The 24586-nt window shown below is 56.2% G+C and carries 25 protein-coding genes; 10 read left to right on the top strand and 15 right to left on the bottom strand.

Going from position 1 to position 24586, the window contains the following annotated elements; genetic code table 11:
• Positions 1-73: 73 nt before the first annotated feature.
• The 5 genes from D3871_RS08675 to D3871_RS08695 all read right to left on the bottom strand — a co-directional run bounded on the left by D3871_RS08675 (position 74) and on the right by D3871_RS08695 (position 3750).
• Complete coding sequence (locus D3871_RS08675) at positions 74-328, bottom strand: hypothetical protein (RefSeq protein WP_119768521.1); 255 nt, start codon at positions 326-328, stop codon at positions 74-76.
• Positions 329-544: 216 nt separating this feature from the next.
• On the bottom strand, positions 545-1033 hold the full coding sequence (locus tag D3871_RS08680; protein ID WP_119768522.1) for a GNAT family N-acetyltransferase: 489 nt from the start codon (positions 1031-1033) through the stop codon (positions 545-547).
• Positions 1034-1150: 117 nt separating this feature from the next.
• On the bottom strand, positions 1151-2290 hold the full coding sequence (locus D3871_RS08685) for an ABC transporter substrate-binding protein (RefSeq protein ID WP_119768523.1): 1140 nt from the start codon (positions 2288-2290) through the stop codon (positions 1151-1153).
• Between the two features lie 46 nt (positions 2291-2336).
• The gene (locus D3871_RS08690) at positions 2337-3092 is read right to left on the bottom strand and encodes an ABC transporter ATP-binding protein (protein ID WP_119768524.1); all 756 of its coding nucleotides are present in this window, start codon (positions 3090-3092) and stop codon (positions 2337-2339) included.
• Between the two features lie 187 nt (positions 3093-3279).
• Complete coding sequence (locus D3871_RS08695) at positions 3280-3750, bottom strand: MarR family winged helix-turn-helix transcriptional regulator (RefSeq protein ID WP_119768525.1); 471 nt, start codon at positions 3748-3750, stop codon at positions 3280-3282.
• 366 nt (positions 3751-4116) lie between these two features.
• On the opposite strand from D3871_RS08695, the gene D3871_RS08700 reads away from it, so the two are divergent.
• The 3 genes from D3871_RS08700 to D3871_RS08710 all read left to right on the top strand — a co-directional run bounded on the left by D3871_RS08700 (position 4117) and on the right by D3871_RS08710 (position 6247).
• The gene (locus D3871_RS08700; RefSeq protein ID WP_119768526.1) at positions 4117-5349 is read left to right on the top strand and encodes a flavin-dependent oxidoreductase; all 1233 of its coding nucleotides are present in this window, start codon (positions 4117-4119) and stop codon (positions 5347-5349) included.
• Between the two features lie 111 nt (positions 5350-5460).
• Entirely contained in the window at positions 5461-5886 is a 426-nt protein-coding gene (locus D3871_RS08705; RefSeq protein WP_119768527.1) for a hotdog fold thioesterase, read from the top strand.
• A 160-nt stretch (positions 5887-6046) separates the two neighbouring features.
• Entirely contained in the window at positions 6047-6247 is a 201-nt protein-coding gene (locus D3871_RS08710) for a hypothetical protein (protein WP_119768528.1), read from the top strand.
• Between the two features lie 31 nt (positions 6248-6278).
• Here D3871_RS08710 and ispF read toward each other — a convergent pair whose 3' ends face one another.
• Positions 6279-6776, bottom strand: a complete 498-nt coding sequence (gene ispF / locus D3871_RS08715; protein WP_119768529.1) for a 2-C-methyl-D-erythritol 2,4-cyclodiphosphate synthase — start codon at positions 6774-6776, stop codon at positions 6279-6281.
• Entirely contained in the window at positions 6773-7471 is a 699-nt protein-coding gene (gene ispD / locus D3871_RS08720) for a 2-C-methyl-D-erythritol 4-phosphate cytidylyltransferase (protein ID WP_119768530.1), read from the bottom strand. Before ispD ends, ispF begins: the two co-directional genes overlap by 4 nt.
• A 176-nt stretch (positions 7472-7647) precedes the next feature.
• Between ispD and mfd the strand changes: the two genes are divergently transcribed.
• From mfd to D3871_RS08735, 3 genes are read left to right on the top strand one after another with little or no spacing between them, the layout of a single operon-like run.
• The gene (gene mfd / locus D3871_RS08725) at positions 7648-11091 is read left to right on the top strand and encodes a transcription-repair coupling factor (protein ID WP_119768531.1); all 3444 of its coding nucleotides are present in this window, start codon (positions 7648-7650) and stop codon (positions 11089-11091) included.
• A 24-nt stretch (positions 11092-11115) separates the two neighbouring features.
• Complete coding sequence (gene serB / locus D3871_RS08730; RefSeq protein WP_119768532.1) at positions 11116-11964, top strand: phosphoserine phosphatase SerB; 849 nt, start codon at positions 11116-11118, stop codon at positions 11962-11964.
• Between the two features lie 39 nt (positions 11965-12003).
• Positions 12004-12366 carry a DUF4870 family protein gene (locus tag D3871_RS08735; protein ID WP_119768533.1) on the top strand — a complete coding sequence of 121 codons (363 nt, stop codon included), beginning with the start codon at positions 12004-12006 and terminating at the stop codon, positions 12364-12366.
• A gap of 75 nt (positions 12367-12441) precedes the next feature.
• Here D3871_RS08735 and D3871_RS08740 read toward each other — a convergent pair whose 3' ends face one another.
• The 3 genes from D3871_RS08740 to rimO are packed head-to-tail and all read right to left on the bottom strand — an operon-like array spanning position 12442 to position 15512.
• Complete coding sequence (locus D3871_RS08740) at positions 12442-13632, bottom strand: cystathionine beta-lyase (RefSeq protein ID WP_119768534.1); 1191 nt, start codon at positions 13630-13632, stop codon at positions 12442-12444.
• Positions 13633-13653: 21 nt separating this feature from the next.
• Positions 13654-14145: a hypothetical protein gene (locus D3871_RS08745; RefSeq protein WP_119768535.1), complete on the bottom strand. Its 492-nt coding sequence runs from the start codon at positions 14143-14145 to the stop codon at positions 13654-13656.
• Positions 14145-15512: a 30S ribosomal protein S12 methylthiotransferase RimO gene (gene rimO, locus D3871_RS08750; RefSeq protein WP_119769985.1), complete on the bottom strand. Its 1368-nt coding sequence runs from the start codon at positions 15510-15512 to the stop codon at positions 14145-14147. Before rimO ends, D3871_RS08745 begins: the two co-directional genes overlap by 1 nt.
• Before the next feature lie 875 nt (positions 15513-16387).
• Between rimO and D3871_RS08760 the strand changes: the two genes are divergently transcribed.
• Together D3871_RS08760 and D3871_RS08765 are read left to right on the top strand one after the other, a co-directional pair.
• Positions 16388-16912, top strand: coding sequence for a hypothetical protein (locus tag D3871_RS08760; RefSeq protein WP_119768537.1), 525 nt, complete (start codon positions 16388-16390; stop codon positions 16910-16912).
• A gap of 100 nt (positions 16913-17012) precedes the next feature.
• Positions 17013-17816 carry a hypothetical protein gene (locus D3871_RS08765; RefSeq protein ID WP_147376761.1) on the top strand — a complete coding sequence of 268 codons (804 nt, stop codon included), beginning with the start codon at positions 17013-17015 and terminating at the stop codon, positions 17814-17816.
• Positions 17817-18177: 361 nt separating this feature from the next.
• Here the strand turns inward: D3871_RS08765 and phaR are convergent, their stop codons facing one another.
• Together phaR and phaC are read right to left on the bottom strand one after the other, a co-directional pair.
• Positions 18178-18735, bottom strand: coding sequence for a polyhydroxyalkanoate synthesis repressor PhaR (gene phaR / locus D3871_RS08770; RefSeq protein ID WP_119768539.1), 558 nt, complete (start codon positions 18733-18735; stop codon positions 18178-18180).
• 285 nt (positions 18736-19020) lie between these two features.
• The gene (gene phaC, locus D3871_RS08775; protein WP_119768540.1) at positions 19021-20742 is read right to left on the bottom strand and encodes a class I poly(R)-hydroxyalkanoic acid synthase; all 1722 of its coding nucleotides are present in this window, start codon (positions 20740-20742) and stop codon (positions 19021-19023) included.
• A 56-nt stretch (positions 20743-20798) separates the two neighbouring features.
• Between phaC and D3871_RS08780 the strand changes: the two genes are divergently transcribed.
• Positions 20799-21047 carry a hypothetical protein gene (locus D3871_RS08780; RefSeq protein WP_119768541.1) on the top strand — a complete coding sequence of 83 codons (249 nt, stop codon included), beginning with the start codon at positions 20799-20801 and terminating at the stop codon, positions 21045-21047.
• A gap of 35 nt (positions 21048-21082) precedes the next feature.
• On the opposite strand, the gene pgeF is transcribed toward D3871_RS08780, so the two are convergent.
• Entirely contained in the window at positions 21083-21835 is a 753-nt protein-coding gene (pgeF, locus tag D3871_RS08785; protein WP_119769986.1) for a peptidoglycan editing factor PgeF, read from the bottom strand.
• A gap of 18 nt (positions 21836-21853) precedes the next feature.
• The gene (locus D3871_RS08790) at positions 21854-22855 is read right to left on the bottom strand and encodes an RluA family pseudouridine synthase (RefSeq protein WP_119768542.1); all 1002 of its coding nucleotides are present in this window, start codon (positions 22853-22855) and stop codon (positions 21854-21856) included.
• 84 nt (positions 22856-22939) lie between these two features.
• Between D3871_RS08790 and D3871_RS08795 the strand changes: the two genes are divergently transcribed.
• Positions 22940-23737: an outer membrane protein assembly factor BamD gene (locus D3871_RS08795; RefSeq protein WP_119768543.1), complete on the top strand. Its 798-nt coding sequence runs from the start codon at positions 22940-22942 to the stop codon at positions 23735-23737.
• 71 nt (positions 23738-23808) lie between these two features.
• On the opposite strand, the gene yaaA is transcribed toward D3871_RS08795, so the two are convergent.
• On the bottom strand, positions 23809-24585 hold the full coding sequence (gene yaaA / locus D3871_RS08800; RefSeq protein ID WP_119768544.1) for a peroxide stress protein YaaA: 777 nt from the start codon (positions 24583-24585) through the stop codon (positions 23809-23811).
• Position 24586: the final 1 nt, after the last annotated feature.

Here is a 24586-nt window from a genome sequence, read left to right on the forward strand (position 1 = left end):
TGGGTATTACATTAGGCTTTACGGCAATATGCCGGAACACTTTATACCAATCGAAGCACGAGAAGACATTACATTATTTCCGAGCTGTCACACGCGGCTTTCGCCGCTCGGAAGGCCGAAGTAATACACGCATTGTCACGTCGACCGGCACCATTTTTTTCTTCAGGAATTCGGTAGCGCGTTGCGTACCTGCTGTTTCTTGCATCATGATTCCCAACTCCACGTTCGTTGCCGTTTCAAGGTCGGGACGTGAGGTGGCCGCCTCGGGCAGCGTTGCCTTTTGAGGAGGAATCCAGTATTCGCTTCGGTCACGTCGGTATTGGCTCATGCCTGTCTCCATGATGAAGAATAATCATTGCACGGAACCCATCAGCACCCTGCCCTTGGGCCATCGACTATTGAGATGAATCAACATGCCGCGTGCATGGGACGTGCAGGTAAAGGGCCATACAGTGTAGGTACGCTCTGTGATGGCACGCTCTGTGACATGCGGCAATCCATAGCGCATTCAGTTCAGTCGTGGCGTTTTCGTCGACTTTCGATATCAATCTTGCAGGCAGTAGCGTATTCCCGGTCGCATCTCTTCGTAGATCTTGTAGTCGGTTTCGTGCATGCCCAGGTTCTTGTAAGTCCGTTGCGCATTCAGATTGTCTTTTTCGACATACAGGCGAAAACCACACACTCCTGGCTCCCGTGCTGCAAAATCGCGGATATATTGGTACAAACGCGAATAGACGCCTTTGCGCCGTGACTCCGGACGCACATAAACGCTTTGTATCCACCAAAAGATTCCGTTGCGCCAGTCGCTCCACTCGGTGGTGATCATGAGCGATGCGACGACTTGCCCCGACTCTTCCGCAACCAGGTAAAAGCCTAGCGCAGGATTGTTGATCAAGGCGACCACGCCGGTGCCTATCACGTCGGCGAGCAATTTCTTGCCCTCGGTTTCAAAGGCCATGGCGCGATTGAATTCGGCGATGATATCGGCATCGCGCAGGTCGCCGCGGCGGATATGGAAGGATTCGTTGATCATGCATTGCCCTGTCCTGAATCGAAGAACGATCGAGTGTATCAAAGCAGACAAAGAAAAACCGAAGGCCGCATGGCGGACCTTCGGTTTGCAAGATGCAGGCGGTATGCAGATGATTTGTTAATTCACAAGCTTCCAGTTTCCGTTATCGATGGTCAGCATGACGCGCGCATTGTCTTCCAGTCCGAAATGGTCTTTCTGCGTATAGCGCACCACGCCTTGGGTGATGGGAATGCCCTTGGTCGATTCCAGCGCTTCTTTCAGTGCAGCGCGAAATTCCGGCGTGCCGGGTTTCGCCTTCTTCAGCGCCTGCGGCACGATGGCCTGCAAAAGCAGGTGTGCATCATAGCCGTGCGCGGCGAACTGATTGCGCGTGCCTGCGCCAAACTGCTTCTCGTAACGATCGACGAAGTCGGTTGCCAGTTTCTTCGATGGATGATTTTCCGGCAACGCTTCGGGCATGACGGCGAGTCCGGCGACGACGAAAGAACCTTCCACATCCTTGCCGCCAATACGGATCAGGTCGCGCGACGCGGCGCCGTGGGTCTGGTAAATCTTGCCCTTATATCCACGCTCGACGATGGCTTTGTGCGGCATTGCGGAACCGCTTCCCGATGCGCCCAGCAGGATGGCGTCCGGCTTGGCTGACACAATCTTCAAGGCTTGCGCGGTGACGCTGGTATCGGCCCGGGCGAAGCGTTCGGTGGCGACGGATTTCAGCCCCGCCTTGTTAGCGAGTTCGGTAAACGATCGCAACCAGGTTTCGCCATAAGCATCGGAATAACCAAGATAGGCATAGGTTTGCACACCCTGCTTTTTCATGTGCTCGATGACCGCGCTCGCCATCAGTGGCGTCGATTGCGCAACACGGAATGTCCATCCGCCCCTTCCTTCGGGAAGATCGACCGGTGAGGTGGAAATCTGCACGGTACTGCCTTCGGCGGCTACGTCTGCCAGTGCCACCGACGCCGGTGTGGCGGTGGAACCGACGATGACATCCACCTTGTCTTCAGTGATGAAGCGACGGCCGTTCTTTGCCGATTGCGTGGTGTCGGAGGCGTCGTCCAGCATGATCAGCTTGACCTTTTCTCCGCCTATCGTATCGGGCCATAAAGAGATACCGTTCCTGGTGGGGATGCCTAGCCCCGACGCCGGGCCGGTCAATGGCAGGCTTACCCCGATCGTGATGTCGGCGTGCGCATGCGCTGCGGCCAGCGCCGTCACGACGGCCGCAAGCAGAGGTTTGAACGATGCTTTCATGAAGTCTCCTTTGTTGGTCAAATGGGTGGACGCTGTAATTGCTTTTTTATGATGCCGGTGCCAGCGGCTTTTTCGAAAAACCGAGATAGGTTTCGATCACACGCGGATCGTTCGCCAACTCGGTCGCCGGACCTTCCATGGAAATATTTCCGGTTTCGAGCACGTAGCCGTAATCGGAAACTTGCAGTGCGGCGCGCGCATTCTGTTCGATCAAGAGGGTCGCCACGCCGGTGATGCGCAGCCGGCTGATGATATGGAAGATTTCCTTGACGATCAGTGGCGCAAGACCGAGGCTGGGTTCATCGAGCATCAGGAGACTCGGCCGCGCCATCAGGGCTCGTCCTACCGCCAGCATCTGCCGCTCGCCGCCGGATAGCGTGCCGGCATCCTGCTTCGCCCTTTCCTTCAAACGCGGAAACAGCTCGTACACGGTTTCAAGCTGGTCCATGTAATGCTTTTCACCCGCCTTCTTGCGCGGATAGGCGCCAAGATGCAGATTGTCCTGGACGCTCATCGTGGCAAACAACTCTCTCGTTTCGGGGACCAGGCTCATGCCTTGCACGACCCTGGACTCGACCGCCACGTCGGACAGCTCCAGATTCAAAAAGCGAATACTGCCCTGCGTCGCGCCGATGGGCGGCAGGTTTCCCATGATGGCATTGAGCGTCGTCGACTTGCCGGCTCCGTTGGGACCGATTACCGATACGATCTGGCCAGGAGCAACTTTCAGGTTGATGCCATGAACCGCCTCGACCTTGCCGTAACGAACATGCAAATCGCTGACTTCCAGAATTGGCTGCATCGTATTTCCCTGTCGATTGCGTGACGCCTGAGAAAAAAGCCGCAGCCATGACCGGGCGAATTGCAAGCCCGGCCGCTACAGCGGTAGCGTCGACAATATTGTTATGTTGAATAACAGTTCTTCACTATAAATAGGTCGCACGGCTTATGCAAGCGTCTTCGCCGCGCTCCTCAGATCCGGCCTGCATTCAGCGATCCTCTTCCCTCAGGCCTATCTTGCGCAGCAAGGACTTCAGCTGCTGCTTCTCGCTTGCGCTGAGTGCGCTGGAAATGCGGCTGTCATGGTTTTCGACGGCCTTCTTGTAACGCTTGAGCTGTTTCTGGCCTTCCTTTGTAAGGTGCAGGTTGTACGAACGCCTGTCTCCGGAAGCCTGGCGTTCGACCAGTCCGCTGGCCTCGAAGCGATCGATAATGGAGACGACGCCGGAGCGCGCAATACCCATCACCTCCGCCAACCTGGTTTGCGAGATGCCGGGATTGTTGCCGATGATGACGAGCGATGAAAAACGCTGCGGCGTAATATCTTCGGCAGCCAGCGATGCGGCAAAATCCTCATAAATCGAGAGTTGCGCGCGGCGTACCGCGTATCCCACCAGGTCGTCCAGGATGTCGTAGTTGATCCCTTCTATCCTGGCGTTGAAATGCACCTGGTTCTCCATGGATTCCGTTTTCCGACTGTTCGACAAATCATTCCCCTTCCGTAATGTCCGGCAATTCAGTCATGCTGCATGCCGCGTCCTTCGTCAGTGCAGCCTTGCGTTTGCAGCAATTGTAACGGCTGCTGCCGAAGTGCTGTCTGTTTGTGGGGAGACGCACGCTATCCGGCTGCCATGGATTGCATCAATGCATCGGGCCAAAGTAACGCCTTCATTCTTGTGTTCTGTAAAATAACTGTTATATAGTATAACAATTCACACTGAAGATATTGACCATTCGATCTTCGCCGTTTCCAACAGTATCGGCAGGATTACGTCGCGGTTTTATCCTTCCTGAAATACATCCCCATTTACTCCAAGGAGACAATCATGAAAGTAGCAATTGCCGGAGCCGGCATCGGCGGTCTGACGCTGGGCCTCATGCTTCATGAACGCGGAATCGAGGTGGAGATATTCGAAGCAGTCAACGAAATCAAGCCTTTGGGCGTAGGCATCAACCTGTTGCCGCACGCCAGCCAGCAGCTGTTGCAACTTGGCCTTGAGAAATGTCTCGCCGAAAAAGGTATCGAAACCTCGATGCTGGCCTACTTCAACAAGTTCGGTCAGGAGATCTGGCGTGAACCGCGCGGGCGTGCCGCCGGGTACCCTTTTCCCCAGTTCTCCATTCCTCGCGGCGAATTGCAGATGGCCCTGCTGGATATGGCGGTTCAACGCATAGGTGCTTCACGCATTCATGCGGGGCATGCCTTCAGTTCTTTTGAGCAAGCCACGGACAAAGTGGTGTCGCGCTTCCTGCGCCGCAAGGACAATTCTGTTGTGGAAGTCGAGAGCGATGTGCTCGTGGGAGCAGACGGCATTCATTCCTCGGTGCGTCGCTTTCTCTATCCGACCGGTGACGAAGCGCGCTTTTCCGGACGCATGCTGTGGCGTGCGGTTACCGAAAGCGAGCCGTATATGGATGGACGCAGCATGTTCATGGCCGGCCACCAGGACCAGAAGTTTGTCTGTTATCCGATCTCTGAACCCATGCGCAAAAACGGCCGTTCCCTGATCAACTGGATTGCCGAATTGCGCGTTCCCAATGGCGAATTGCCCAAAACCGACTGGAACCGAAAGGTCGATAAATCGGTGTTCGAGCAACCTTTTCAAAGCTGGAAATGGGACTGGATCGATGTACCGGCAGTGATCAACGGCGCCAGCGAAATTTATGAATTCCCGCTGGTGGACCGTGATCCACTGCCGCGCTGGACCTTCGGGCGTGTCACTCTGCTGGGCGATGCCGCGCATCCCATGTATCCGATTGGCTCCAATGGCAGCGCCCAAGCTATACTCGATGCGCGCTATCTTTCCGACTGCCTGTCGGCAGATCCGAATACGCCATATGCACTGCGCGAATATGAAGCCGAACGGCTGCCGCGTACCGCTGGAATCGTGTTACGCAATCGCATGAACGGTCCGGAGCAAGTCATGCAATTGGCGGAGGAGCGCGCGCCAAACGGATTCCGCCATGTCAACGACGTGATTTCTCAGGACACGCTGGAAGCGATGTCATTGCGTTACAAACGTCTCGCCGGGTTCGACAAGGATTCGCTCAAGGCGTGATCACACGTATTTGCAAAACATGCGATCCGTCATATTCTGTGCCTATGGAAAAATGAATGGAGGTGCGAACGGCATGCATTGCTTCGTATCGACTATTGCAAAGGATGAAAGATGACGATCTGGAAAACAAATTTCGATCTCCAGAGCTTGAGTAAAAGCCATATCGGGACGGCAATTGAGCATCTCGGCATTGAATTTACCGACTTTGGCGAAAACTGGCTTGAAGCAAGGATGCCGGTGGACAAGCGCACCATACAGCCGTTCGGTATTCTGCACGGCGGCGCTTCGGTATTGCTGGCGGAAACGCTGGGCAGCGCTGCAAGCAACCTGTCGATAGACAGCGAGACGCATTACGCCGTGGGTCTGGATATCAACGCCAACCATGTGCGGGCGGTACGTGAAGGATACGTCACTGCCAAAGCCCAACCTATTCATCTGGGGCGTTCGACCCAGGTCTGGCAAATCATGATTTACGATGGGGCGCAGCGGCTGAGCTGTGTCGCGCGACTGACCATGTCGATACTGGAGCGCAAATAAGAGCAAGACGTGTCGCCGCCTCGCCTGCTCCCCGCCTGAACTTCCGCAATTTGCATCAATCTATCTGGACAACCCCCGTCGACGCCCAATTGCCTGGCGGGAATTGATTGGTGTACAAAATCGGCTCGATACAATTTGCCGATAGATATCAGGAGGCGATATGAGCGTTACGCCATCGTCGGGCACACCCGGCAAGCCAGAAAATCACTTGAAGCCCGGCGACGAAGCACTTGCCGGCACTCCCGGCACGGGAGAAGACCTTTGTCCGGATTGCAGCGGCAGCGGGAAATTGCGCGATGGTACGGAATGCCCGACCTGTGAAGGCAGCGGTCGCATTACGCAAGGGATAGGCGGCGGCTGACGCCGCTGCCGATGCGTCGCTCAGCGGGTAGTCATACGTCACTGGCGCGATATACCAGCGCGACCGCCTCGGCGGCAATGCCTTCTTCACGCCCCAGGTAGCCCAATTTTTCATTGGTCTTGGCCTTGATGTTGACCTGTGCGGCACTGATGCCGAGCGCTTCCGCAACATTGGCCGCCATGCGAGCAATATGCGGCGCCATCTTCGGTGCCTGCGCGATGATGGTCGCATCGATATTGCCGACTGCGTAACCAGTCTCTGCCACGCGTTTGCCTGCTTCACGCAGCAGTACCTGCGAATCCGCGCCGGCAAACCTCGCATCCGTATCCGGAAAGTGCTTGCCGATATCGCCCAGTCCTGCAGCCCCCAGCAGCGCATCGGTAATTGCATGCAGCAAGACATCGGCATCCGAATGCCCGAGCAGTCCGGTTGCATGGGGTATGGTCACACCGCCGATGATCAGTGTGCGTCCCGGCACCAGCGCGTGGCAATCGTAGCCTTGTCCGATACGGAATGGAGGAACGGTCATGGATTTCCTTTCAAATGCAGTTCGGCCAACGCCACATCATGCGGCAGCGTAACCTTGAAATTGCGCGGACTGCCCTCCACCAGTTTCGGCCGGTAGCCGAGCGCCTCGATCGCGCTCGCCTCGTCGGTAACGTTGGCGGCAGTTTCAAGCGCCGTGCGCAGCAACGCATAGCGGAACATCTGAGGCGTTTGCGCTGCCCACAGAAAGTCGCGCGGCACGGTGACCTCGGCGCGTGCCTGCGCATCGCTACGCTTGATGGTATCGACCACCGGCAAGGCGAGCAGGCCGCCGATCTCGTCGTTTTCCAATGCGGTGACAAGCCGGTCGATCAGTTCGGCGCCAAGCCCGGGACGGGCCGCGTCGTGCACCAGCACCCAATCGTTGTCGGCGATGCGATCACGGATCGCTTGCAGGCCGTTCAGCACCGACGCATGCCGCGTCGCGCCGCCATTGCGCAGCACGGTGACTTTTCCTGCGAGCGTATTTCCTTCGCTTGTCACTTCATCGATATAGCCATCCTCGGCGCTGACGACGACATAGGTATGCGCGATGGCCGGATGTGCGGCAAACGTGTCGAGAACATGCCGCAGCATGGGCTTGCCCGCCAAAGGCATGTACTGCTTGGGAAAATCGGCTCCCATGCGCGCGCCGACGCCGGCGGCGGGAATCAGGGCATAGTAACGAGATGACATCATTTGAGCAGGTATCCGGCCGGCCATGCGCAATGTGATAGCAGAGTCACAGCGCGGCCACGGCCGGAGCGAGGGCCTTGGTTTATAATCTCGGCATATTTTCTCACAGTCGAAGTCCGTCGCCTTGCCTGGCAAGCCGACGGCTTCGGCCATTCTGACATTCCAGATGTCGTCCGCAGATGACGTTCGATCTTAAAAAATCCCTTCCCAAACCCGGTCACCGCTTCGCCCTGCCGGCCGTTCACGGCTCTGCAGACGCATTTGCGCTGGCGCAGGCCGCCGTCGAACTGAAGTCGCGGCAGCGGTTGCTGGCCATTGTGGTCGCCAATGCAACCGATGCCCAGCGCCTGCTCGTTGAAATTCCCTGGTTCGGCGGCAAGGATGCCGACTTGCGCTGCCATTTGCTGCCCGATTGGGAAACCCTGCCATACGATGCGTTCTCTCCGCACCAGGACCTGGTCTCGGAACGGCTCGCCACGCTGCATGAAGTCAGCAGCGGCCAGTGCGATGTACTGATCGTTCCAGCGACGACTGCGCTGCTGCGCATGGCGCCGCCATCCTTTCTTGCGGCCTACACCTTCTTCTTCAAAAAGGGCGAAACGCTGGACGAAGCCCGGCTGAAGACGCAACTTACGCTGGCCGGCTATACCCATGTCACCCAGGTCATGTCGCCTGGCGAGTATTCCGTACGTGGCGGCCTGATTGACCTGTTCCCGATGGGTTCGGCCTTGCCCTACCGGCTGGACTTGTTCGGCGACACCATAGAAACCATTCGCACCTTCGATGCCGATACCCAGCGTTCGCTGTATCCGGTGCATGAGGTGCGTCTGCTGCCGGGCCGCGAATTTCCGATGGACGAAGCTGCCCGCACCGCATTTCGCAGCCGCTGGCGCGAAGAATTCGAAGGCGATCCGTCAAAGTCCTCGATTTACAAGGATATCGGGAACGGCATTGCTTCCGCCGGCATCGAGTACTACCTGCCGCTGTTCTTCGACGAGACGGCAACCCTGTTCCAATATCTGCCGCAAGACGCGACATTCGCGCTGGTCGGCGATATCGAGGCATCGATCAAGCGGTTCTGGAACGATACGCAATCGCGCTATAAATTTCTGAAAGCCGACCGCGAGAGGCCGCTCTTGCCGCCGGAGAGGCTGTTCCTGACCGATCAGGACTTCTTTACGCTTGCCAAGCCCTATGGCCGTTGGGTGATCCAGCACGACGATGTGGCATCCGAACTGTCGGCTCCGATCCCGAATATCGCGGTCAACCGCCGAGTCGATGACCCCCTGGTCAATTTGCGCTCCTACCTGCTGCAGACCGGCAAGCGGGTAATGATTTGCGCCGACTCCAACGGCCGGCGCGAAACGCTTCAGCAATACTTCGACGAATACGATCTGCCGCTCGCGCCATGCGAGGGCTTTAACGATTTTGCAGCGTCGTCGGCCAAGCTCGTGCTGTCGGTCGCTCCGCTGCAGGCGGGTTTCGAGCTCGGTCCCGAACTCGGCGACCTGGCTTTCATTACCGAGACCGAGCTGTATGCCGGCTCGGGCCGACGCGCAGGACGCAGGAAGCAGGAAGCGGTCACCCAGGTCGAATATATGGTGCGCGACCTGTCCGAGCTCAAGATCGGCGATCCGGTCGTGCATGTCAATCACGGCATCGGCCGCTACATGGGACTGATCGGCATGGACCTGGGTGAAGGCGAAGCCGAGTTCCTGCATCTGGAATATGCGAAGGAAACCAAGCTCTACGTTCCGGTATCGCAGCTGCATGTGATTTCGCGTTACTCCGGCGCCTCGCCCGACGAGGCGCCGCTACACAGCCTGGGTTCAGGCCAGTGGGAAAAGGCCAAGAAAAAGGCGGCCCAGCAGGTACGCGATACCGCCGCCGAACTGCTGAATCTGTATGCCCGCCGCGCGGCCCGCCAAGGTCACGCATTCGAGTACTCGGCCCGCGACTACGAAGCGTTTGCGGAGAGCTTTGGTTTCGAAGAAACGCCGGACCAGAGTGCCGCCATCACTGCAGTGATCAAGGACATGGCCGGCGGCAAACCGATGGATCGCCTGATTTGTGGCGACGTCGGCTTCGGCAAGACGGAAGTGGCATTACGCGCGGCTTTCGTCGCGGTCATGGGCGGCAAGCAAGTCGCCATCCTGGCACCGACCACCTTGCTCGCCGAGCAACATGCGCAGACCTTCGCCGACCGCTTTGCTGACTGGCCGGTCAAGATCGCGGAGCTATCGCGCTTCCGCACCGGCAAGGAAGTCACTCAGGCAATCAAGGGCATGTCCGAAGGCACGGTCGACATCGTGATCGGTACGCACAAGCTCTTGTCCAACGACGTGAAATTTTCACGCCTGGGCCTGGTCATCATCGATGAAGAACATCGCTTTGGCGTCCGTCAGAAAGAAGCGTTGAAAGCCCTGCGCGCCGAAGTCGATGTGTTGACGCTGACCGCGACGCCGATTCCACGCACGCTGGGCATGGCGCTGGAAGGCTTGCGGGATTTTTCGGTGATCGCTACCGCGCCGCAAAAGCGTCTTGCGATCAAAACCTTTGTGCGCTCGGAAGACGATTCGGTGGTGCGCGAAGCCTGCCTGCGCGAACTCAAGCGCGGCGGCCAGGTTTACTTCCTGCACAACGAGGTCGAGACCATCCTCAACCGCAAGGCCATGCTCGAAGGCTTGCTGCCGGAAGCCCGGGTGGCCGTCGCGCACGGTCAGATGCACGAGCGCGACCTGGAAAAAGTGATGCGCGACTTCGTGTCCCAGCGTTTCAACATCCTGCTGTGCACGACGATCATCGAAACCGGTATCGACGTCCCGACCGCCAACACCATCATCATGCACAGGTCCGACAAGTTCGGTCTGGCTCAGTTGCACCAGTTGCGCGGCCGTGTCGGCCGTTCCCACCACCAGGCCTATGCCTATCTGCTGGTCCATGACGTGCAGGGTTTGACCAAGCAGGCACAGCGCCGGCTGGACGCGATCCAGCAGATGGAAGAGCTCGGCAGCGGATTCTATCTGGCGATGCATGACCTGGAAATCCGCGGCGCCGGCGAAGTGCTGGGCGAAAGCCAGTCCGGCGAAATGCAGGAGATCGGCTTCCAGTTATATTCGGACATGCTCAACGAGGCGGTGCGCTCGCTCAAGAACGGCAAGGAGCCGGATCTGGCCGCGCCTTTGTCCACCACCACCGAAATCAACCTGCACGTCCCTGCCCTGCTGCCGCAGGATTATTGCGGCGACGTGCATGAACGCCTGTCGCTGTATAAACGGTTGGCCAATTGTCAGACGCAGAACACGATCGACGACTTGCAGGAAGAATTGATCGACCGCTTCGGCAAGATGCCGGAACCGGCGAAGGCATTGATAGAAACCCACAGACTACGGATTTCTGCCGTCCCGGCCGGCATCATCAAGATCGACGCGCATGCCGAATCCGCCGTGCTGCAGTTCTGTCCCAATCCGCCCATCGAAGCGATGCGCATTATCGAACTGGTGCAAAAGAACCGCCAGGTCAAGCTGAACGGACAAGACAAATTGCGCATCACCGCGAACATGCCCGACCTGGCCGCCCGGGTCGCGCAGGTGAAGGCAACGATCCGTACGCTAGTAGGCTGAATTGTTAACTTTTGAATTTTTCCAATGAATCTTATTCTTCAGGGCTTGCCCGGTACTCCTATTGCCCTCGCCGTCGAACATGTTGCAAAACTCGTCGAGAGCAAACGCTGGATCCAACTCGATGGCAATGCCTATCGCTGCGAAGACGTGCAGTATTCGGATGCCTTGAAAGCACAGGTCGATGCGGAATGCCTGGCAGCGGGTATCGATTACGCCTTTACCGCACCGGGACGCAAGCTGAGCGACTTCAAACTGGTGGCGATGGACATGGATTCGACCGTCATCACGATCGAGTGCATAGACGAAATCGCCGACATGCAGGGACTGAAGCCCCAGGTTGCCGAAATCACCGAGGCAGCGATGCGCGGCGAGATCGAATTCCGTGAAAGCCTGACGCGCCGCGTCGCCTTGCTCAAGGGTCTGGATGCAGGTGCCTTGCAAAAGGTGTATGACGAACGCCTGAAACTGTCTCCGGGCGCGGAGCGCATGCTGGAAACAGTGAAGGCAGCTGGCCTGAAAACCTTGCTGGTGTCCGGTGGATTCACTTTCTTTACCGATCGCATGAAGACGCGGCTCGGGCTCGACTACACTCATTCCAATGTTCTGGAAATTGCTGATGGCAAACTAACCGGACGCGTAGTCGGAGGAATCGTGGATGCTGACGAGAAAAAAGCGACTGTTGAACGCGTTTGTGCCGAGCTGGGCTGCACCCCGAAACAGGCGATTGTCATGGGTGACGGCGCCAATGATTTGAAGATGATGGGAATTTCCGGCCTGTCCGTGGCCTTCCGCGCCAAGCCTGTTGTCCGTGCGCAAGCCGATGTTGCCTTGAATTTTGTTGGTTTGGACGGAATCTTATCCCTGTTCGAATGATCTTTTTATAAATGATTGTTCATTGAATAAGGAAGATTCATGACCCAGGAACTCGTATTCGACAGCAAGCTACACGCCACCAAGAATTTGGCGTGGTGGCTATACATTCTTCACGGCCTCAGTTTCGTGTTTTCTCTGGGCGCCTTTTCGTGGATTCCGCTCATCATCAATTACGTCAAGAAAGAAGACGCTGCCGGTACGTTTGTCGAAAGCCATCATCGCTGGCAGATTCGCTCATTCTGGTGGTATCTGTTCTGGATGGTGCTCGGCGGCATCCTGTTCCTGACAATCGTCGGCATACCGATCGCGTGGTTGGTCTGGACCGGCGCGTGGGTGTGGAAAGCCTATCGATTGATCAAGGGGCTGCTCGACCTGAACGATAACAAGGCAATGCAGATATAGGCTAGAAAAACTTGCAGGAATGCGTTGAATCGAGCACAGGCCGCATCATCGATGCGGCCTGAATGGCGATCGATATCAGGACCGGCTTAGCGATTCAAACGCCTGCTCGATATCGGCGATCAGGTCCACCGGGTCTTCCAGGCCGATATTGAAACGCACGAGTTGCCCGCTGCCCTGCCAGTTGCGGCGCATGCCCTGGATGCGATAGGGTACGCACAGGCTGGCCGCACCGCCCCAGCTGAATCCGATCTTGAAAAGCTTCAGGCTATCGACGAAACGATCGGTCTGCTCTTCGCTATAGCGTTCATCGAACACCACCGAGAACAAACCGCCGGCACCGGTAAAGTCGCGCTTCCAGATTGCATGTCCGGGACAATCCTCGAACGCCGGATGCAGTACGCGGCCGATCTCCGGACGTGCCTTCAACCAGGAAGCCACCTTGCGCGCCGCCGCGTCGTGTGCATCGAAGCGCAGCTTCATGGTCGGCAATCCGCGCAGCACCAGGTAGGTATCGTCACCGCTGACGCCGAATCCGACACGCATATGGGCCATTTCAATGCGATGCATCAGTTCGCGGTCGCGCGTGATCACAGCGCCCATCAGCACATCCGAACCGCCTGACTGATATTTGGTGAGTGCCTGCATCACGATGTCGACACCGTGATCGAAGGCCTTGAATGCAATGCCTGCGGACCAGGTATTGTCGAGCGCGACATGGATGTCTTGTCCGGTCGCTTTTCTTTCATGCACCGCCGTGCAGATAGCAGGAATATCCGGCACCTCCATCGAGACCGATCCCGGCGCTTCGGTCCAGACCAGTCGAGTGTTCGACTGGATCAGGTCGGCAATGCCAGAGCCGATCAGAGGATCGTAGAAGCGCACGCTGATCCCGAAATCCTGCGACAGCCAGCGTCCCAGCTCGCGGTTGGGGTTATATACATTGTCCGGCAACAGCACATCGTCACCCGACTTGAGCAAGCCAAGATCGACCATCGCAATTGCTGCGAGGCCGCTGGGTGCGAGCAGGCAGTGTGTGCCGCCCTCGATTTCTGCCAGGCGTGCTTCCAGTGTGAAGGTGGTCGGCGTTCCATGCAAGCCATAGGTATAGGCGTTCTTGTCCTGCCAGTTGCGCGAACGCATTGCCGCGACATTCTTGAACAGGACCGTGGATGCATGATGAATCGCAGTCGGGAAAGCGCCGAATCCGGCCGGAGGCACATACTCCGAATGGATAAGAGTGGTCTGTATCGATTTCCGGTCTGTCACGCTTAGCCTTCCCTTATCTGCTTACTGTTTTCCGTTTACGGATTTGCCGCCGGCCGGCGGTTTTTGTGTCGTCTTTTCATCCGCCTTGACGATGCGCAGGCTGAACGGTTTTTTGATCTTCCCGTCAGCCGATTGCCATTCACCGGCCAGCATATCGCCCTGCAGCTTGCCTTCCCACTGTCCTGACACGTCGGTGCCGTTTTCGGATTCCTCCATGAACAGGTCCTCGCCTTCGATTTCGCCTGCAAGCAAGACCTTCAGCGAGCGGCCGAAGTAAAAGTATTCGCCTTCGATCCCCTCTTCCATCTGCTCCTTGTTGCGCAGCGTCGCCTGGATGTCGGCGTCGCCGAGCTTGCCGCGCAAGGCGACCGGTTTCGCAAAGAGCGCCTTGCTGGCAAAGGTTGGCGCAGAAGCGACCTGCTCATTTGCCGCTTGAGAGAGGGGGCCGAGAAGCGCGCCGGAACACGCAATACAGATGGCAGCGATCAGCCTGCCACGCAATGCACGCATCATCAAGCCTCCGCCCACAAGTCGTGCTCGTCGGCCGCCGTGATACGGACATCGACAAATTCGCCGACCTTGAGTTTACGATGCGGCTCGTAAGGCGGCTTGACGTAAACCACGCCATCGATTTCCGGTGCGTCCGCCGCAGTGCGGCCGACGCCTCCGCTCGGACCGACCTCATCCAGCAGCACACGCATGGTCTTCCCTACCTTGGCTTGCAGACGTTTCTTGGAAATGTCTTCCTGCAGTTCCATGACGCGGGCACGACGTTCTTCACGCACTTCTTCGGGAACGGGATTGTCGAGCAGGTTGGCGGTCGCGCCCTCGACCGGCGAATAAGCGAAGCAACCGAGCCGGTCGATTTCGGCTTCCTTCAGGAAGTCGAGCAGGTACTGGAATTCGGCTTCCGTTTCGCCCGGAAATCCGGCAATGAACGTCGAGCGTATCGTCAGGTCAGGACACATGCGGCGCCATGCCTGGATGCGCTCGATATTCTTTTCACCATTGGCGGGACGCTTCATCCTCTTGAGCACGTCGGGATGGGCATGCTGCAGCGGCACGTCCAGATACGGCAATACATGGCCTCCGTTCATCATCGGAATGACGTCGTCGACATGCGGGTATGGATAAACATAATGCAGGCGAACCCAAGCGCCGTATTGCGCAGCCAGTTCTCCCAGCGCGCCGACCAGTTGGGTCATATGCGTACGCACCGGCTTGCCGTTCCAGAAACCCGTGCGGAACTTGACGTCCACGCCGTAGGCACTGGTGTCCTGTGAAATGACCAGCAGTTCCTTGACGCCGGCTTTAAACAGGTTTTCCGCCTCCAGCATTACATCGGCGATCGGCCGCGACACGAGGTCGCCGCGCATCGATGGAATGATGCAGAAACTGCATCGATGGTTGCAGCCCTCGGAAATCTTCAGATAGGCAAAATGCTTGGGAGTGAGCCTCACGCCCTGCGCGGGAACCAGGTCAAGGAATGGATCGTGCGGCTTGGGCAGGTGCTTGTGAACCGCGGCCATGACTTCGCCGACCGCGTGGGGGCCGGTGACTTCGAGGACCTTGGGATGAACACTCTGAATGATGTCATTGCCGGCTGCGTCTTTTTTTGCACCCAGGCAACCAGTCACGATGACCTTGCCGTTTTCGTTCAACGCTTCGCCGATCGCATCGAGCGATTCCTGCACGGCGGCATCGATGAAGCCGCAAGTATTGACGATGACAAGATCAGCGCCGTCGTATGACTTGGCGGTGTCATAACCTTCGGCGCGCAATTGGGTAAGGATCTGTTCGGAGTCGACGAGGGCCTTGGGACAGCCTAGACTGACAAATCCAATCTTCGGCGAAAAATTCTCGTAAGTATTTGTTTGCAAATGCTTTTTCACTTAGTAATCCGTTCTTTTGAGCACAAGATCGCCCAAGAATACAAAACTGTGATTTTAACCCACCCAGCGTCATAGCCTTTGACGCTGGGACTAGATGGGATTTATTCCAGCCTTTTCCTCTAAGAAATATTAGCTGTTTCGTATGTTGTCACTGTGTCTTGGATTTCAGTGTCCGCGTAAACCTGTCCTGATAACACCGAAAAACGAAATACTGGCTGTAAAAACAGTGAGCTAGCATGAAATTAACAGGCTTACATTGGCGGTTTATCAGACAGGTGTCCAGATTTATCAGACAATATGAGCCGCATAAATAATTTAGTTCGGCATCAACCTGAATTGCCTACTATGAATGCTTCCACACGCACTCCAACTGTTGACGCGAATGCTAGGACCGCTCTAGTTACAGCCATTGGCATCATTCTTGGTTTCGCTTTGGCTTTCTTTTACACGTGGAGCCTGAAGGATCCGCCGGCGAATGCCTCACAGGTACAGTCACGCGAGACCAACTCGCCTTCCTCTAAGGCGACAGATCTCCACCCTACGAAGGCAGTCGATCCTGATCAGCCATGGGAACCGGAAGATATCCCAGCTCTTATCGCCTTGTGCTCCGGCATCATCGTTCTTATGTTCTCCCTTTTTCGGTCCCTCTGGCCGCTTGTCCAATCCGAGCTTTACTACAGGAATACAGTGTTGGTGTTTATGCTGGGAATCGTCATCACATTTGGCAGTTCCATTTATGCCGTATTCGTATGAATGTCGAATCAGGCATGATGCCGAACCCATCATTCCAGCGGACGCGCAAAAACAGCGGCGCTTCGCTTGCTTTTTTGCGCGCCGCTAAATTCAAGCGTTAGAGGTCACTCATGGATGCTCTGGAACGCCGCCTAAAGACCATCGAGATTGGCATCGCCGTCGTCGGCCTCCTGGGTTTGGCGTTCGGTGGCTATCAGACCTACCTGACTTACCGACAGCATGCCGAACTACAAGCTCTACGAGCCCTGAACGACGCACAGCTCAAGATCTGCCAAGATTTCGTCGCTACTGCGGCGCATCTGTTCTCCGTTGAAGACCGCAAGTCACTGCGCGCTGAGTATTACAAGTTCTCCGAGATCAAACACGGCCAGGCGCTGGCGCTTCTTGACGCGAACGTTCTCGACAAAGGCGTTGCCGTTCACTCGAAGCTAATTGACGCCTTGGAAGTTCCTGACGGAGAGACCTTTCGGACTCAGGTGCGCTGCACACTTGGCAATGCACCATTTGAACTCGCGCTTGCTTGTCGGAAGATGATTGGCCGGGCATTTCAGAAGGAGTCTGGTGCCGCAGTCGAGCCCATTGATCCAACTTATGTTATGAATTGGAAAGGCACTTGCAAGATAGAACGAAAGTGACCTCTAATCCTTCCATCGAGCGGACGTGCCATAGCAGGCTTTGCCTGCCGCGTCACGCCGCTCATGTCCAACGTTAGCGGCCACCATATCTACAACCAACATGAACGATCAAAAATTATCAGACATTGTCAATCAATCGGGTTTTCCTCTTCAAATTGGAGTCGAACACCACGTTCGGGAAACCGGCGCAAGCCATGGATGGAAAGTGCTTTACACGGAGCACTCATGGAAGAACGCTGCAAATAACACCGATGGATTCATCGACATCGTTTTAGAGGATGAGCACGGAACATCCCTGATGATTGTGGAATGCAAGCGCGTCTTAGAGTCCTCGTGGATATTCCTGAACGCAGACATAAGTGTAAAAAATCGGAGGCATGCTAAGGCATGGGTTACCTGTTACATATCCGGTAATACTGGTTACTTTGGTTGGACAGATTTAGCCCTTGAGCCTAGCTGTCCTGAGTCGCAATACTGCGTAACATTTGGGCAGGATGCAAAGTCAAAGCCTATGCTTGAACGGGTCGGCGCCGAGCTGGTTTTCGCAATCGAAGGCCTAGCGGATGAAGAAAACCCCTTTCACGCTCGCCGCCAAGACTCTATCCGAATATATTTCAGCGTTATTGTTACAACTGCTCATCTTAAGCTTTGTACCTTTGATCCAAAGGAAATTTCCCTAGATGACGGAAAGGTCTCCGCGTCGTCGTTCCAAGACGTCCCATATGTCCGGTTCAGAAAACAACTTTCAACCCAATCATTGAAGCCCAACTTTACAGAAGGATTAGGCCACCTAGTTCGTACCAAAGAGCATACGGTGTTCGTTGTGAACGCCGAGTATTTTTCCGATTTTCTTAAGTCGTTCGAGATAGATGACAGGGTGTTTCGCCGACTTGCCAGCCGCTAACCCTATAGCCGAAGAGACGCTGTGCCATAAAGCCGCGCACCGCCCCGACTTCCACACGTTAGCCAAGCGGCTGCAACTACGCATGCGGCCGCTAACAAAAAGCCTAGGGCAGCATTACGCCTCCTAGGCTTTTTGTGTCTATTTCCGACTTCTGATCCGGCTTATTTCAAGAATCCTACGGGCAGCCGAGCGATACGAAGCCGACTTTCGGAGAAACGGGAGGATTGGACATGACTAAACCGGGTACGAAAGCTTAATCCGCTATTGTACCCCGTCACGCCCCGTTTCCCGGCACCCCCGTAAAGCGAAGGCTTTTCATTCAGGCATCAAGATATTATCAAGGAAGCCTGCGCGCCTACTCTCATTTTTTTGTCTTGTCCGTCGGCGGGAACGGGAAAGAACCGAACATGCTCTTGGTCTGATTCTGCATCTGATCCTGCATCTGCATGAACAGGTTCTTGCTCTGTTCGATGTAGTTGCTCATCATGCCCTGCATCATCGGACCCTGGACGTTCATGAACTGCGTCCACATCTCCTGGGTGAAGGGCTTGCCCTCATAGTATCCCTTGGAGCTTTCCGCGAGCTTGTTCTGGATATCGATAAATGCCTGAATATTCTTTTCCAGATAAGAGCCCATCATCCCCTGCATGGCATGACCATAGTAGCGGATGATTTGCGACAGAGCACCGCTGGAAAACATCGGCGTTCCGTTCGCTTCCTCTTCAAGAATGATCTGCAGAAGAATGCTGCGGGTGAGGTCTTCCTCGGACTTGGCATCGACAACCGTAAATTCTTCATTGTCGAGGACTAATTGCTTTACATCAGCGAGCGTGATGTATGAACTGGTTTGTGTGTCGTACAGACGGCGGTTCGGATACTTCTTGATCAAGCGCTCGGAAAGCTTTTTTGCACTATTCATCGAAAATTCCAGTTATTGCGTCGCAACGCGGCCATGCCCTCTTCTACGAAAAGCGAACAACCGTTCGCTCAGGCTGTTTTTATTATAGTGCGAAAAAACAAAGATTTACGCAACTATTGCAATGCAGTTATAAATTTATTGCAATGCATTTCAGGAAAATCGTTCTTCTCTTGCAAGTCGACTTATTTAACCAATCGGTGTATGCCTTTATGGTCTTGGAATTTACTGATCAAATATCCGGATAGCTGGCTTGAGGCAACGTTATGTCGCCTCAAGACCTGCCGATCAATGATCCGCTTTCACTTTCACGTAACGTCCTGGAGCCGCTTCGATCGGAGTGTACTTTGCGTTTCCGAACTTTTTCGGCGCAGCGATCTGTTTGCCTGCATACTCAGCAAGAAAGGCTGTCCATTCAGGCCACCAGCTTCCCGGTTGAACTTTCGCGCCCGCCATCCATTCTTCGGCCGACCCGGTCACCGCATCGTTTGACCAGTAATTGCGCTTCTTCTTCGCGGGCGGATTGATGACGCCGGCAATATGTCCCGATGCGCCAAGGATGAAACGGTTGCGGCCGCGATCTTTCGGATTGAGCAACTTCGTCGATTCATAGCTAGATGTCCACGGCACGATGTGGTCTTCCTTTGAACCATAAATGAAGACAGGCGCATCGATCGCGGCCAGGTCGATAGGCTCATTGGCCACCTTGGTTTTGCCGGGCACCCTGAGGTTATTTTCGAGATACAGGTTACGCAGATACCAGCAGAACATCGGTCCGGGCAGGTTGGTACTGTCCGCATTCCAGTAAAGCAGGTCGAAGGGAGGCGGTTCTTCGCCTTTAAGGTAATTCGACTTCACGTAATTCCATACCAGATCGTTCGGCCGCAGGCTGGAAAATGTCGAGGCAAAGTCGCGGCCCGGCATCAGGCCGCCCCGCCCTATCGCCTGCTCGCGCATTGATACCTGAGCCTCATCGATAAATACCTCGATCACGCCGGGATCCGAAAAATCGAGAAATGTCGTCAGCAGCGTCACGCTGGCGACCGGTTCGTCTCCACGCGCGAAAAGCAAGGCCAGCGCAGTCGACAGCAGCGTGCCGCCGACACAAAAACCGAGCGCGTTGATCTGGTCTTGCCCAGAAATTTCCTGCACCACATTGATGGACTTGACCACGCCGTCCAGAATGTAGTCGTCCCATGTCGCCTGGCCCAGCGATCTGTCCGGATTGCACCAGGATACGAGAAATACCGTATGCCCCTGTTCGACCGCATGGCGCACCAGCGAATTTTCAGGCTGAAGGTCGAGGATGTAATATTTGTTGATGCAGGGCGGAACCAGCAGCAGCGGCTTCTCGTAGACCGATTTGGTCAGGGGCTTGTATTGAATCAGCTGGAACAATGCGTTTTCGAACACCACCGCACCTTCGCTGGTCGCCACATTGCGTCCCACCTCGAATGCCGACTCGTCGCTTTGCGAGATGCGGCCTTTCTGTATGTCCTCAAGCATGTGGGCGATGCCTTTGGCCAGGCTGTCTCCCTTGGTATCAATGATTTTCTTTTGCGCTTCCGGATTCGTGACCAGGAAATTCGCCGGAGACATGGCATCCACCATCTGCTGCACGGCAAAGCGAATTTTCTGCTTGGCCCGCGGCGCTGCTTCAACCGAATTGGCAAGCGCCATCAGGAAGCGGGCATTGAGCAGATAGGCAGCCGCGTTGAATGCGAACAGCGGATTGGACTGCCATTCCGGTGACGCGAAGCGTCGGTCCCCGATCGCCGGAGCTTTGGCGCTCATGACTTCCTGCCACAACTCGGACATCTGTCGCATGTAGTCGGCCTGCAGTTTGGCGAGCGCCGAGGGATCGATCGACGCGCCGAACTCCTTCACTGCCGCGGTCAGGGGTGTGGTATCGATCGGTGGCTTCTGCGTCCAGGCCTGCCATGCGCCGGAATCGGTGAATTGGGACAACCATCCCTGGGGATCGATTTGAGGGGGGAAGATGTTATTCATGTCTGCATCTCTTTTTTCGCGTAAGGTTACGGTTTGATTGAATGCCTTGAATTGCTATGTATATCGTCGCCATCGCCTGGATTTATGTTGTCCTGATGATGTCCATTACCGAACACTCGGTCGTCGCCGGCGTCATGACGTTTCTGCTGTATGGCGTTTTGCCCCTGGCAATCATTTTATACTTGATGGATGCCCCAAGACGCAAGCGCAAGCGCTTGGAAGCCGAAAATGCACTACGGAGCGAAGCGGAGAATCCCGATGCGCATCCGGCACCCCGTTCAGAAAATGAAGGCAGCCCGCATTAATTTACTGCGGGCATCATCGCGCATCTGTGCGCCGGCTACTTGCGCCAGATCAATGAAGCCATTCGGCCGGTGACGCCGTCGCGGCGATAGGAATAAAAATGCCGGCGGTCGGTAACCGTGCAGAGGTCGCCGCCATAGATTTGCGTAACGCCTGCCTGGGCAAGCTTTAGCCGTGCAAGCGCATAGATATTGGCGAAATATTTGCCGCTGCTTCCAGGGATGGCATTGAATGCCCTTGCCGCTTCGGAGTCGGTGCCGGTAAAGACGTCGAATACTTCAGGCCCCACTTCGAAGGCGGTCGGACCGATCGCCGGTCCCAGCCACGCCATCACCGAAGCCGCTCCCGCGTCGCGCATGCGCGCGACGGTATTTTCCAGTACTCCGTTGGCCAGCCCGCGCCAGCCCGCATGCGCCGCGCCGACGACACTGCCGTCTCCATCGCAAAACAGTACCGGCAGACAGTCGGCAGTCTGGATCACGCATACCTGCCCTGGTGTGCTGGCAATGCTGGCATCCGCTTCCGGTACCTTGCCATGCAAGGATTCCACGTCCACCACATGCGTGCCATGGACTTGCGTCAGCCATGCCGGCTCGCCCGGCAGGAAGGCGCGCAGCGAGCCGCGATTATGCGCCACCGCTGCAGGATCGTCACCAACGTGGGTCCCGAGATTGAGACCGCCCCCGCCATGGCCATCGTCATAGGGTGCGCGACTCGATCCGCCTATGCGCGTCGTGGACAGACACCCGACATTGGCAGGCGCCTCCCATTGAGGAATAATCAGATCGATGGCGGGCATGGCTCTTTCTTATCCTATGACGCCGGCATCAATGGCCGTCCTCGCCAGCAGGGCCGCAAAATCTTCTGGCAAGGCAGATTGCCATTCGGCTTCCTTGCCAGATACGGGATGAATCAATCCGAGCCGGTACGCATGCAATGCCTGCCGCGGAAAGACCGGGGCCAGATGCGGTTTGCCGTACAAGGGATCGCCGACCAGGGTAAAACCGATCGACTGCATATGCACGCGGATCTGGTGTGTGCGCCCGGTTTCGAGTTGGCAACGAACCAGGCTGACCGGACGTCCATCCAGAGTACCGGTAGCAATGCGCTGGTAATGCGTTACCGCCGGCTTGGCGCTGGCGTTGTCGGAAACCGCCATTTTGATGCGATCGCGCGGATGTCGGCCGATTGCCGCGTCTATTTTTCCACTGATCTGCGGCAATCCCCATACCAGGGCAAGATACTCCCGCTTGACGGAGCGCGCCTGCAGCTGCCTGACCAGGTCCGTCTGTGCCTGCAGCGTCTTGGCGATGACCATCAGGCCGCTGGTTTCCTTGTCCAGACGGTGCACGATGCCCGCACGAGGCACGCCTGCAATCGCAGGAAAATGATGCAGCAAGCCGTTGAGCAAGGTGCCGGACCAGTTGCCTGCGGCCGGATGCACCACCAGCCCGGCCGGCTTGTCGATCACCATCAGCGCCGCATCCTCATGCAGGATCGCCAAATCCATGGCTTCCGGCTTGAAAGCGTTGTCTTCCGGCGCTGCCTGTGGCCGGACCACGATCATTTCATCGCCCAGCGCAAGGGTCTTTCCCTTCGCAGGCTGTCCATCCACGGTGATATGGCCGTCGTCGAGCCATTGCTGCAGCCGGCTACGGGAGTACTCGGGAATCAGCTGCGAAAGCACCTTGTCCAGGCGCACGCCGCAAAACTCCGGCGTCAGCTGCAATTCAATGGATGCGGCCTCGGGCGTTGCGCCCTCTTCATCATCGCCGTCGTATAGTTCGGTGTCGGTCAAGTTTTTGGTCAAAATCGGGGTTTCTGTCGGTATCGCTGCAAGGAGTCGGCATCGGCTATAATCTTGGCCTTGTCCAGCTGTGCTCCTGCAAACCTTATGTATAAAAGATCGCTGAAAATCGCCGCCATCGCACTTGCCCTGTCCCTCTCGGGATGCGGTCTGCTTCCGGAAAAGGTGGACGAAACGAAGAATTGGTCGGCGTCGAGATTATACTCGGAGGCTCGGGAAGAGCTCACAAGCGGCAATTACGAAAAGGCGATCCAGCATTTCGAAAAACTGGAAGCGCGCTATCCTTTCGGTACTTACGCGCAACAGGCTCAGATGGAAGTCGCCTATGCTCACTATCGTCAGGGCGAACAGCCCGAGGCGCTGGCAGCGGTCGAGCGCTTCATCAAGCTGCATCCGAACCATCCCAACGTGGATTACATGTACTATCTGCGCGGGCTGATCAACTTCAACGACCGGGTCGGTTTCCTCGACTTCCTTTCCAAGCAAGACCCCAGCGAGCGCGACCCCAAGGCTGCGCGCGACGCGTTCGATGCATTCAAGCTGCTGGCGGAGCGCTTTCCGGATAGTGTCTATACCAAGGACGCGACTTCCCGCATGAAGTACCTGGTCAATGCAATGGCCCAGTACGAGGTCCATGTCGCCAGTTACTATTACCGTCGCGGCGCCTACGTCGCCGCCGCCAACCGTGCGCAGATAGCCGTTAGCGAATACCGCGAGGCACCGGCCATCGAGGAAGCGCTGTATATCATGGTCAAATCGTATGATGCGATGGGCATGCCGGATCTGCGTGACGACACCGAACGCGTGTTGCGCAAGAACTTCCCCGATAGCGTGTACTTCAAGGGCGGTCCGATCACCAGCAAACCGTGGTGGCAAATCTGGTAAGCAGTGCACGCTTTGCCGCCCCATAAAAAACCTTGCTTCAGCGAGGTTTTTTATTAGATACCCTGCTTCGTCTATTCAGCGAGTCGGCGCCGAAACATCCAGAGACGGTCGGTCGAGGCATCCGGATCATGCTCGTATCCATCCAGGTTGAATGCCTTGAGCTTTTCCGGCTGCTTGATTCCTTTTTGCGCCGCATACCGCGCCATCAATCCGCGCGCACGCTTGGCATAAAACGAAATTACCTTGTACCTGCCGCCCTTCCAGTCTTCGAATACCGGTGTGATCACTTCCGCGTTCAGCAACTTTGGCTTCACGACCTTGAAGTATTCATCCGATGCCAGATTGACCAGCGCATTGGCGCGGTGAGCAGACAGTTCGGCATTGAGCGTTTCGGTGACCAGATTGCCCCAGAACGCATACAAATTCCGCCCGCGCGCATTCGGCAGCGCCGTGCCCATTTCAAGGCGATATGGCTGCATCAGGTCCAGCGGCCGCAGCACGCCGTAAAGTCCTGAAAGGATGCGCACATGGGATTGCACGTACTCCAGCTGCTTTTCGGTCAGCGAGGGAGCATCCAGCCCCTCATACACATCGCCGTTAAAGGCTAGCACGGCTTGTTTAGCGTTTTTCCTGGTGAACTTGCGCGACCAGGATGCATAGCGGGTAACATTCAACACCGCCAGCGGATCCGAAATGGTCATGAGCTCCGACACCTGTGCGGGCGACAAGGGCCTCAATGTATCGATCAATTCAGCCGAATGATCGATAAACGCCGGCAGCGTGTGTTTTTCAGTCGTCGGCGGAGTCTCGTAATCGAGGGTTTTAGCGGGCGAAATAGCAATCAGCATT

Origin of the sequence: Noviherbaspirillum saxi (genome assembly GCF_003591035.1) — a bacterium.
GTDB lineage: Bacteria > Pseudomonadota > Gammaproteobacteria > Burkholderiales > Burkholderiaceae_D > Noviherbaspirillum > Noviherbaspirillum saxi.

Coding starts and splice junctions, on each gene's coding strand:
- D3871_RS08675 (WP_119768521.1), bottom strand. CDS start 328: ATGAGCCAATACCGACGTGACCGAAGCGAATACTGGATTCCTCCTCAA.
- D3871_RS08680 (WP_119768522.1), bottom strand. CDS start 1,033: ATGATCAACGAATCCTTCCATATCCGCCGCGGCGACCTGCGCGATGCC.
- D3871_RS08685 (WP_119768523.1), bottom strand. CDS start 2,290: ATGAAAGCATCGTTCAAACCTCTGCTTGCGGCCGTCGTGACGGCGCTG.
- D3871_RS08690 (WP_119768524.1), bottom strand. CDS start 3,092: ATGCAGCCAATTCTGGAAGTCAGCGATTTGCATGTTCGTTACGGCAAG.
- D3871_RS08695 (WP_119768525.1), bottom strand. CDS start 3,750: ATGGAGAACCAGGTGCATTTCAACGCCAGGATAGAAGGGATCAACTAC.
- D3871_RS08700 (WP_119768526.1), top strand. CDS start 4,117: ATGAAAGTAGCAATTGCCGGAGCCGGCATCGGCGGTCTGACGCTGGGC.
- D3871_RS08705 (WP_119768527.1), top strand. CDS start 5,461: ATGACGATCTGGAAAACAAATTTCGATCTCCAGAGCTTGAGTAAAAGC.
- D3871_RS08710 (WP_119768528.1), top strand. CDS start 6,047: ATGAGCGTTACGCCATCGTCGGGCACACCCGGCAAGCCAGAAAATCAC.
- ispF (WP_119768529.1), bottom strand. CDS start 6,776: ATGACCGTTCCTCCATTCCGTATCGGACAAGGCTACGATTGCCACGCG.
- ispD (WP_119768530.1), bottom strand. CDS start 7,471: ATGATGTCATCTCGTTACTATGCCCTGATTCCCGCCGCCGGCGTCGGC.
- mfd (WP_119768531.1), top strand. CDS start 7,648: ATGACGTTCGATCTTAAAAAATCCCTTCCCAAACCCGGTCACCGCTTC.
- serB (WP_119768532.1), top strand. CDS start 11,116: ATGAATCTTATTCTTCAGGGCTTGCCCGGTACTCCTATTGCCCTCGCC.
- D3871_RS08735 (WP_119768533.1), top strand. CDS start 12,004: ATGACCCAGGAACTCGTATTCGACAGCAAGCTACACGCCACCAAGAAT.
- D3871_RS08745 (WP_119768535.1), bottom strand. CDS start 14,145: ATGATGCGTGCATTGCGTGGCAGGCTGATCGCTGCCATCTGTATTGCG.
- D3871_RS08760 (WP_119768537.1), top strand. CDS start 16,388: ATGGATGCTCTGGAACGCCGCCTAAAGACCATCGAGATTGGCATCGCC.
- D3871_RS08765 (WP_147376761.1), top strand. CDS start 17,013: ATGAACGATCAAAAATTATCAGACATTGTCAATCAATCGGGTTTTCCT.
- phaR (WP_119768539.1), bottom strand. CDS start 18,735: ATGAATAGTGCAAAAAAGCTTTCCGAGCGCTTGATCAAGAAGTATCCG.
- phaC (WP_119768540.1), bottom strand. CDS start 20,742: ATGAATAACATCTTCCCCCCTCAAATCGATCCCCAGGGATGGTTGTCC.
- D3871_RS08780 (WP_119768541.1), top strand. CDS start 20,799: ATGTATATCGTCGCCATCGCCTGGATTTATGTTGTCCTGATGATGTCC.
- D3871_RS08795 (WP_119768543.1), top strand. CDS start 22,940: ATGTATAAAAGATCGCTGAAAATCGCCGCCATCGCACTTGCCCTGTCC.
- yaaA (WP_119768544.1), bottom strand. CDS start 24,585: ATGCTGATTGCTATTTCGCCCGCTAAAACCCTCGATTACGAGACTCCG.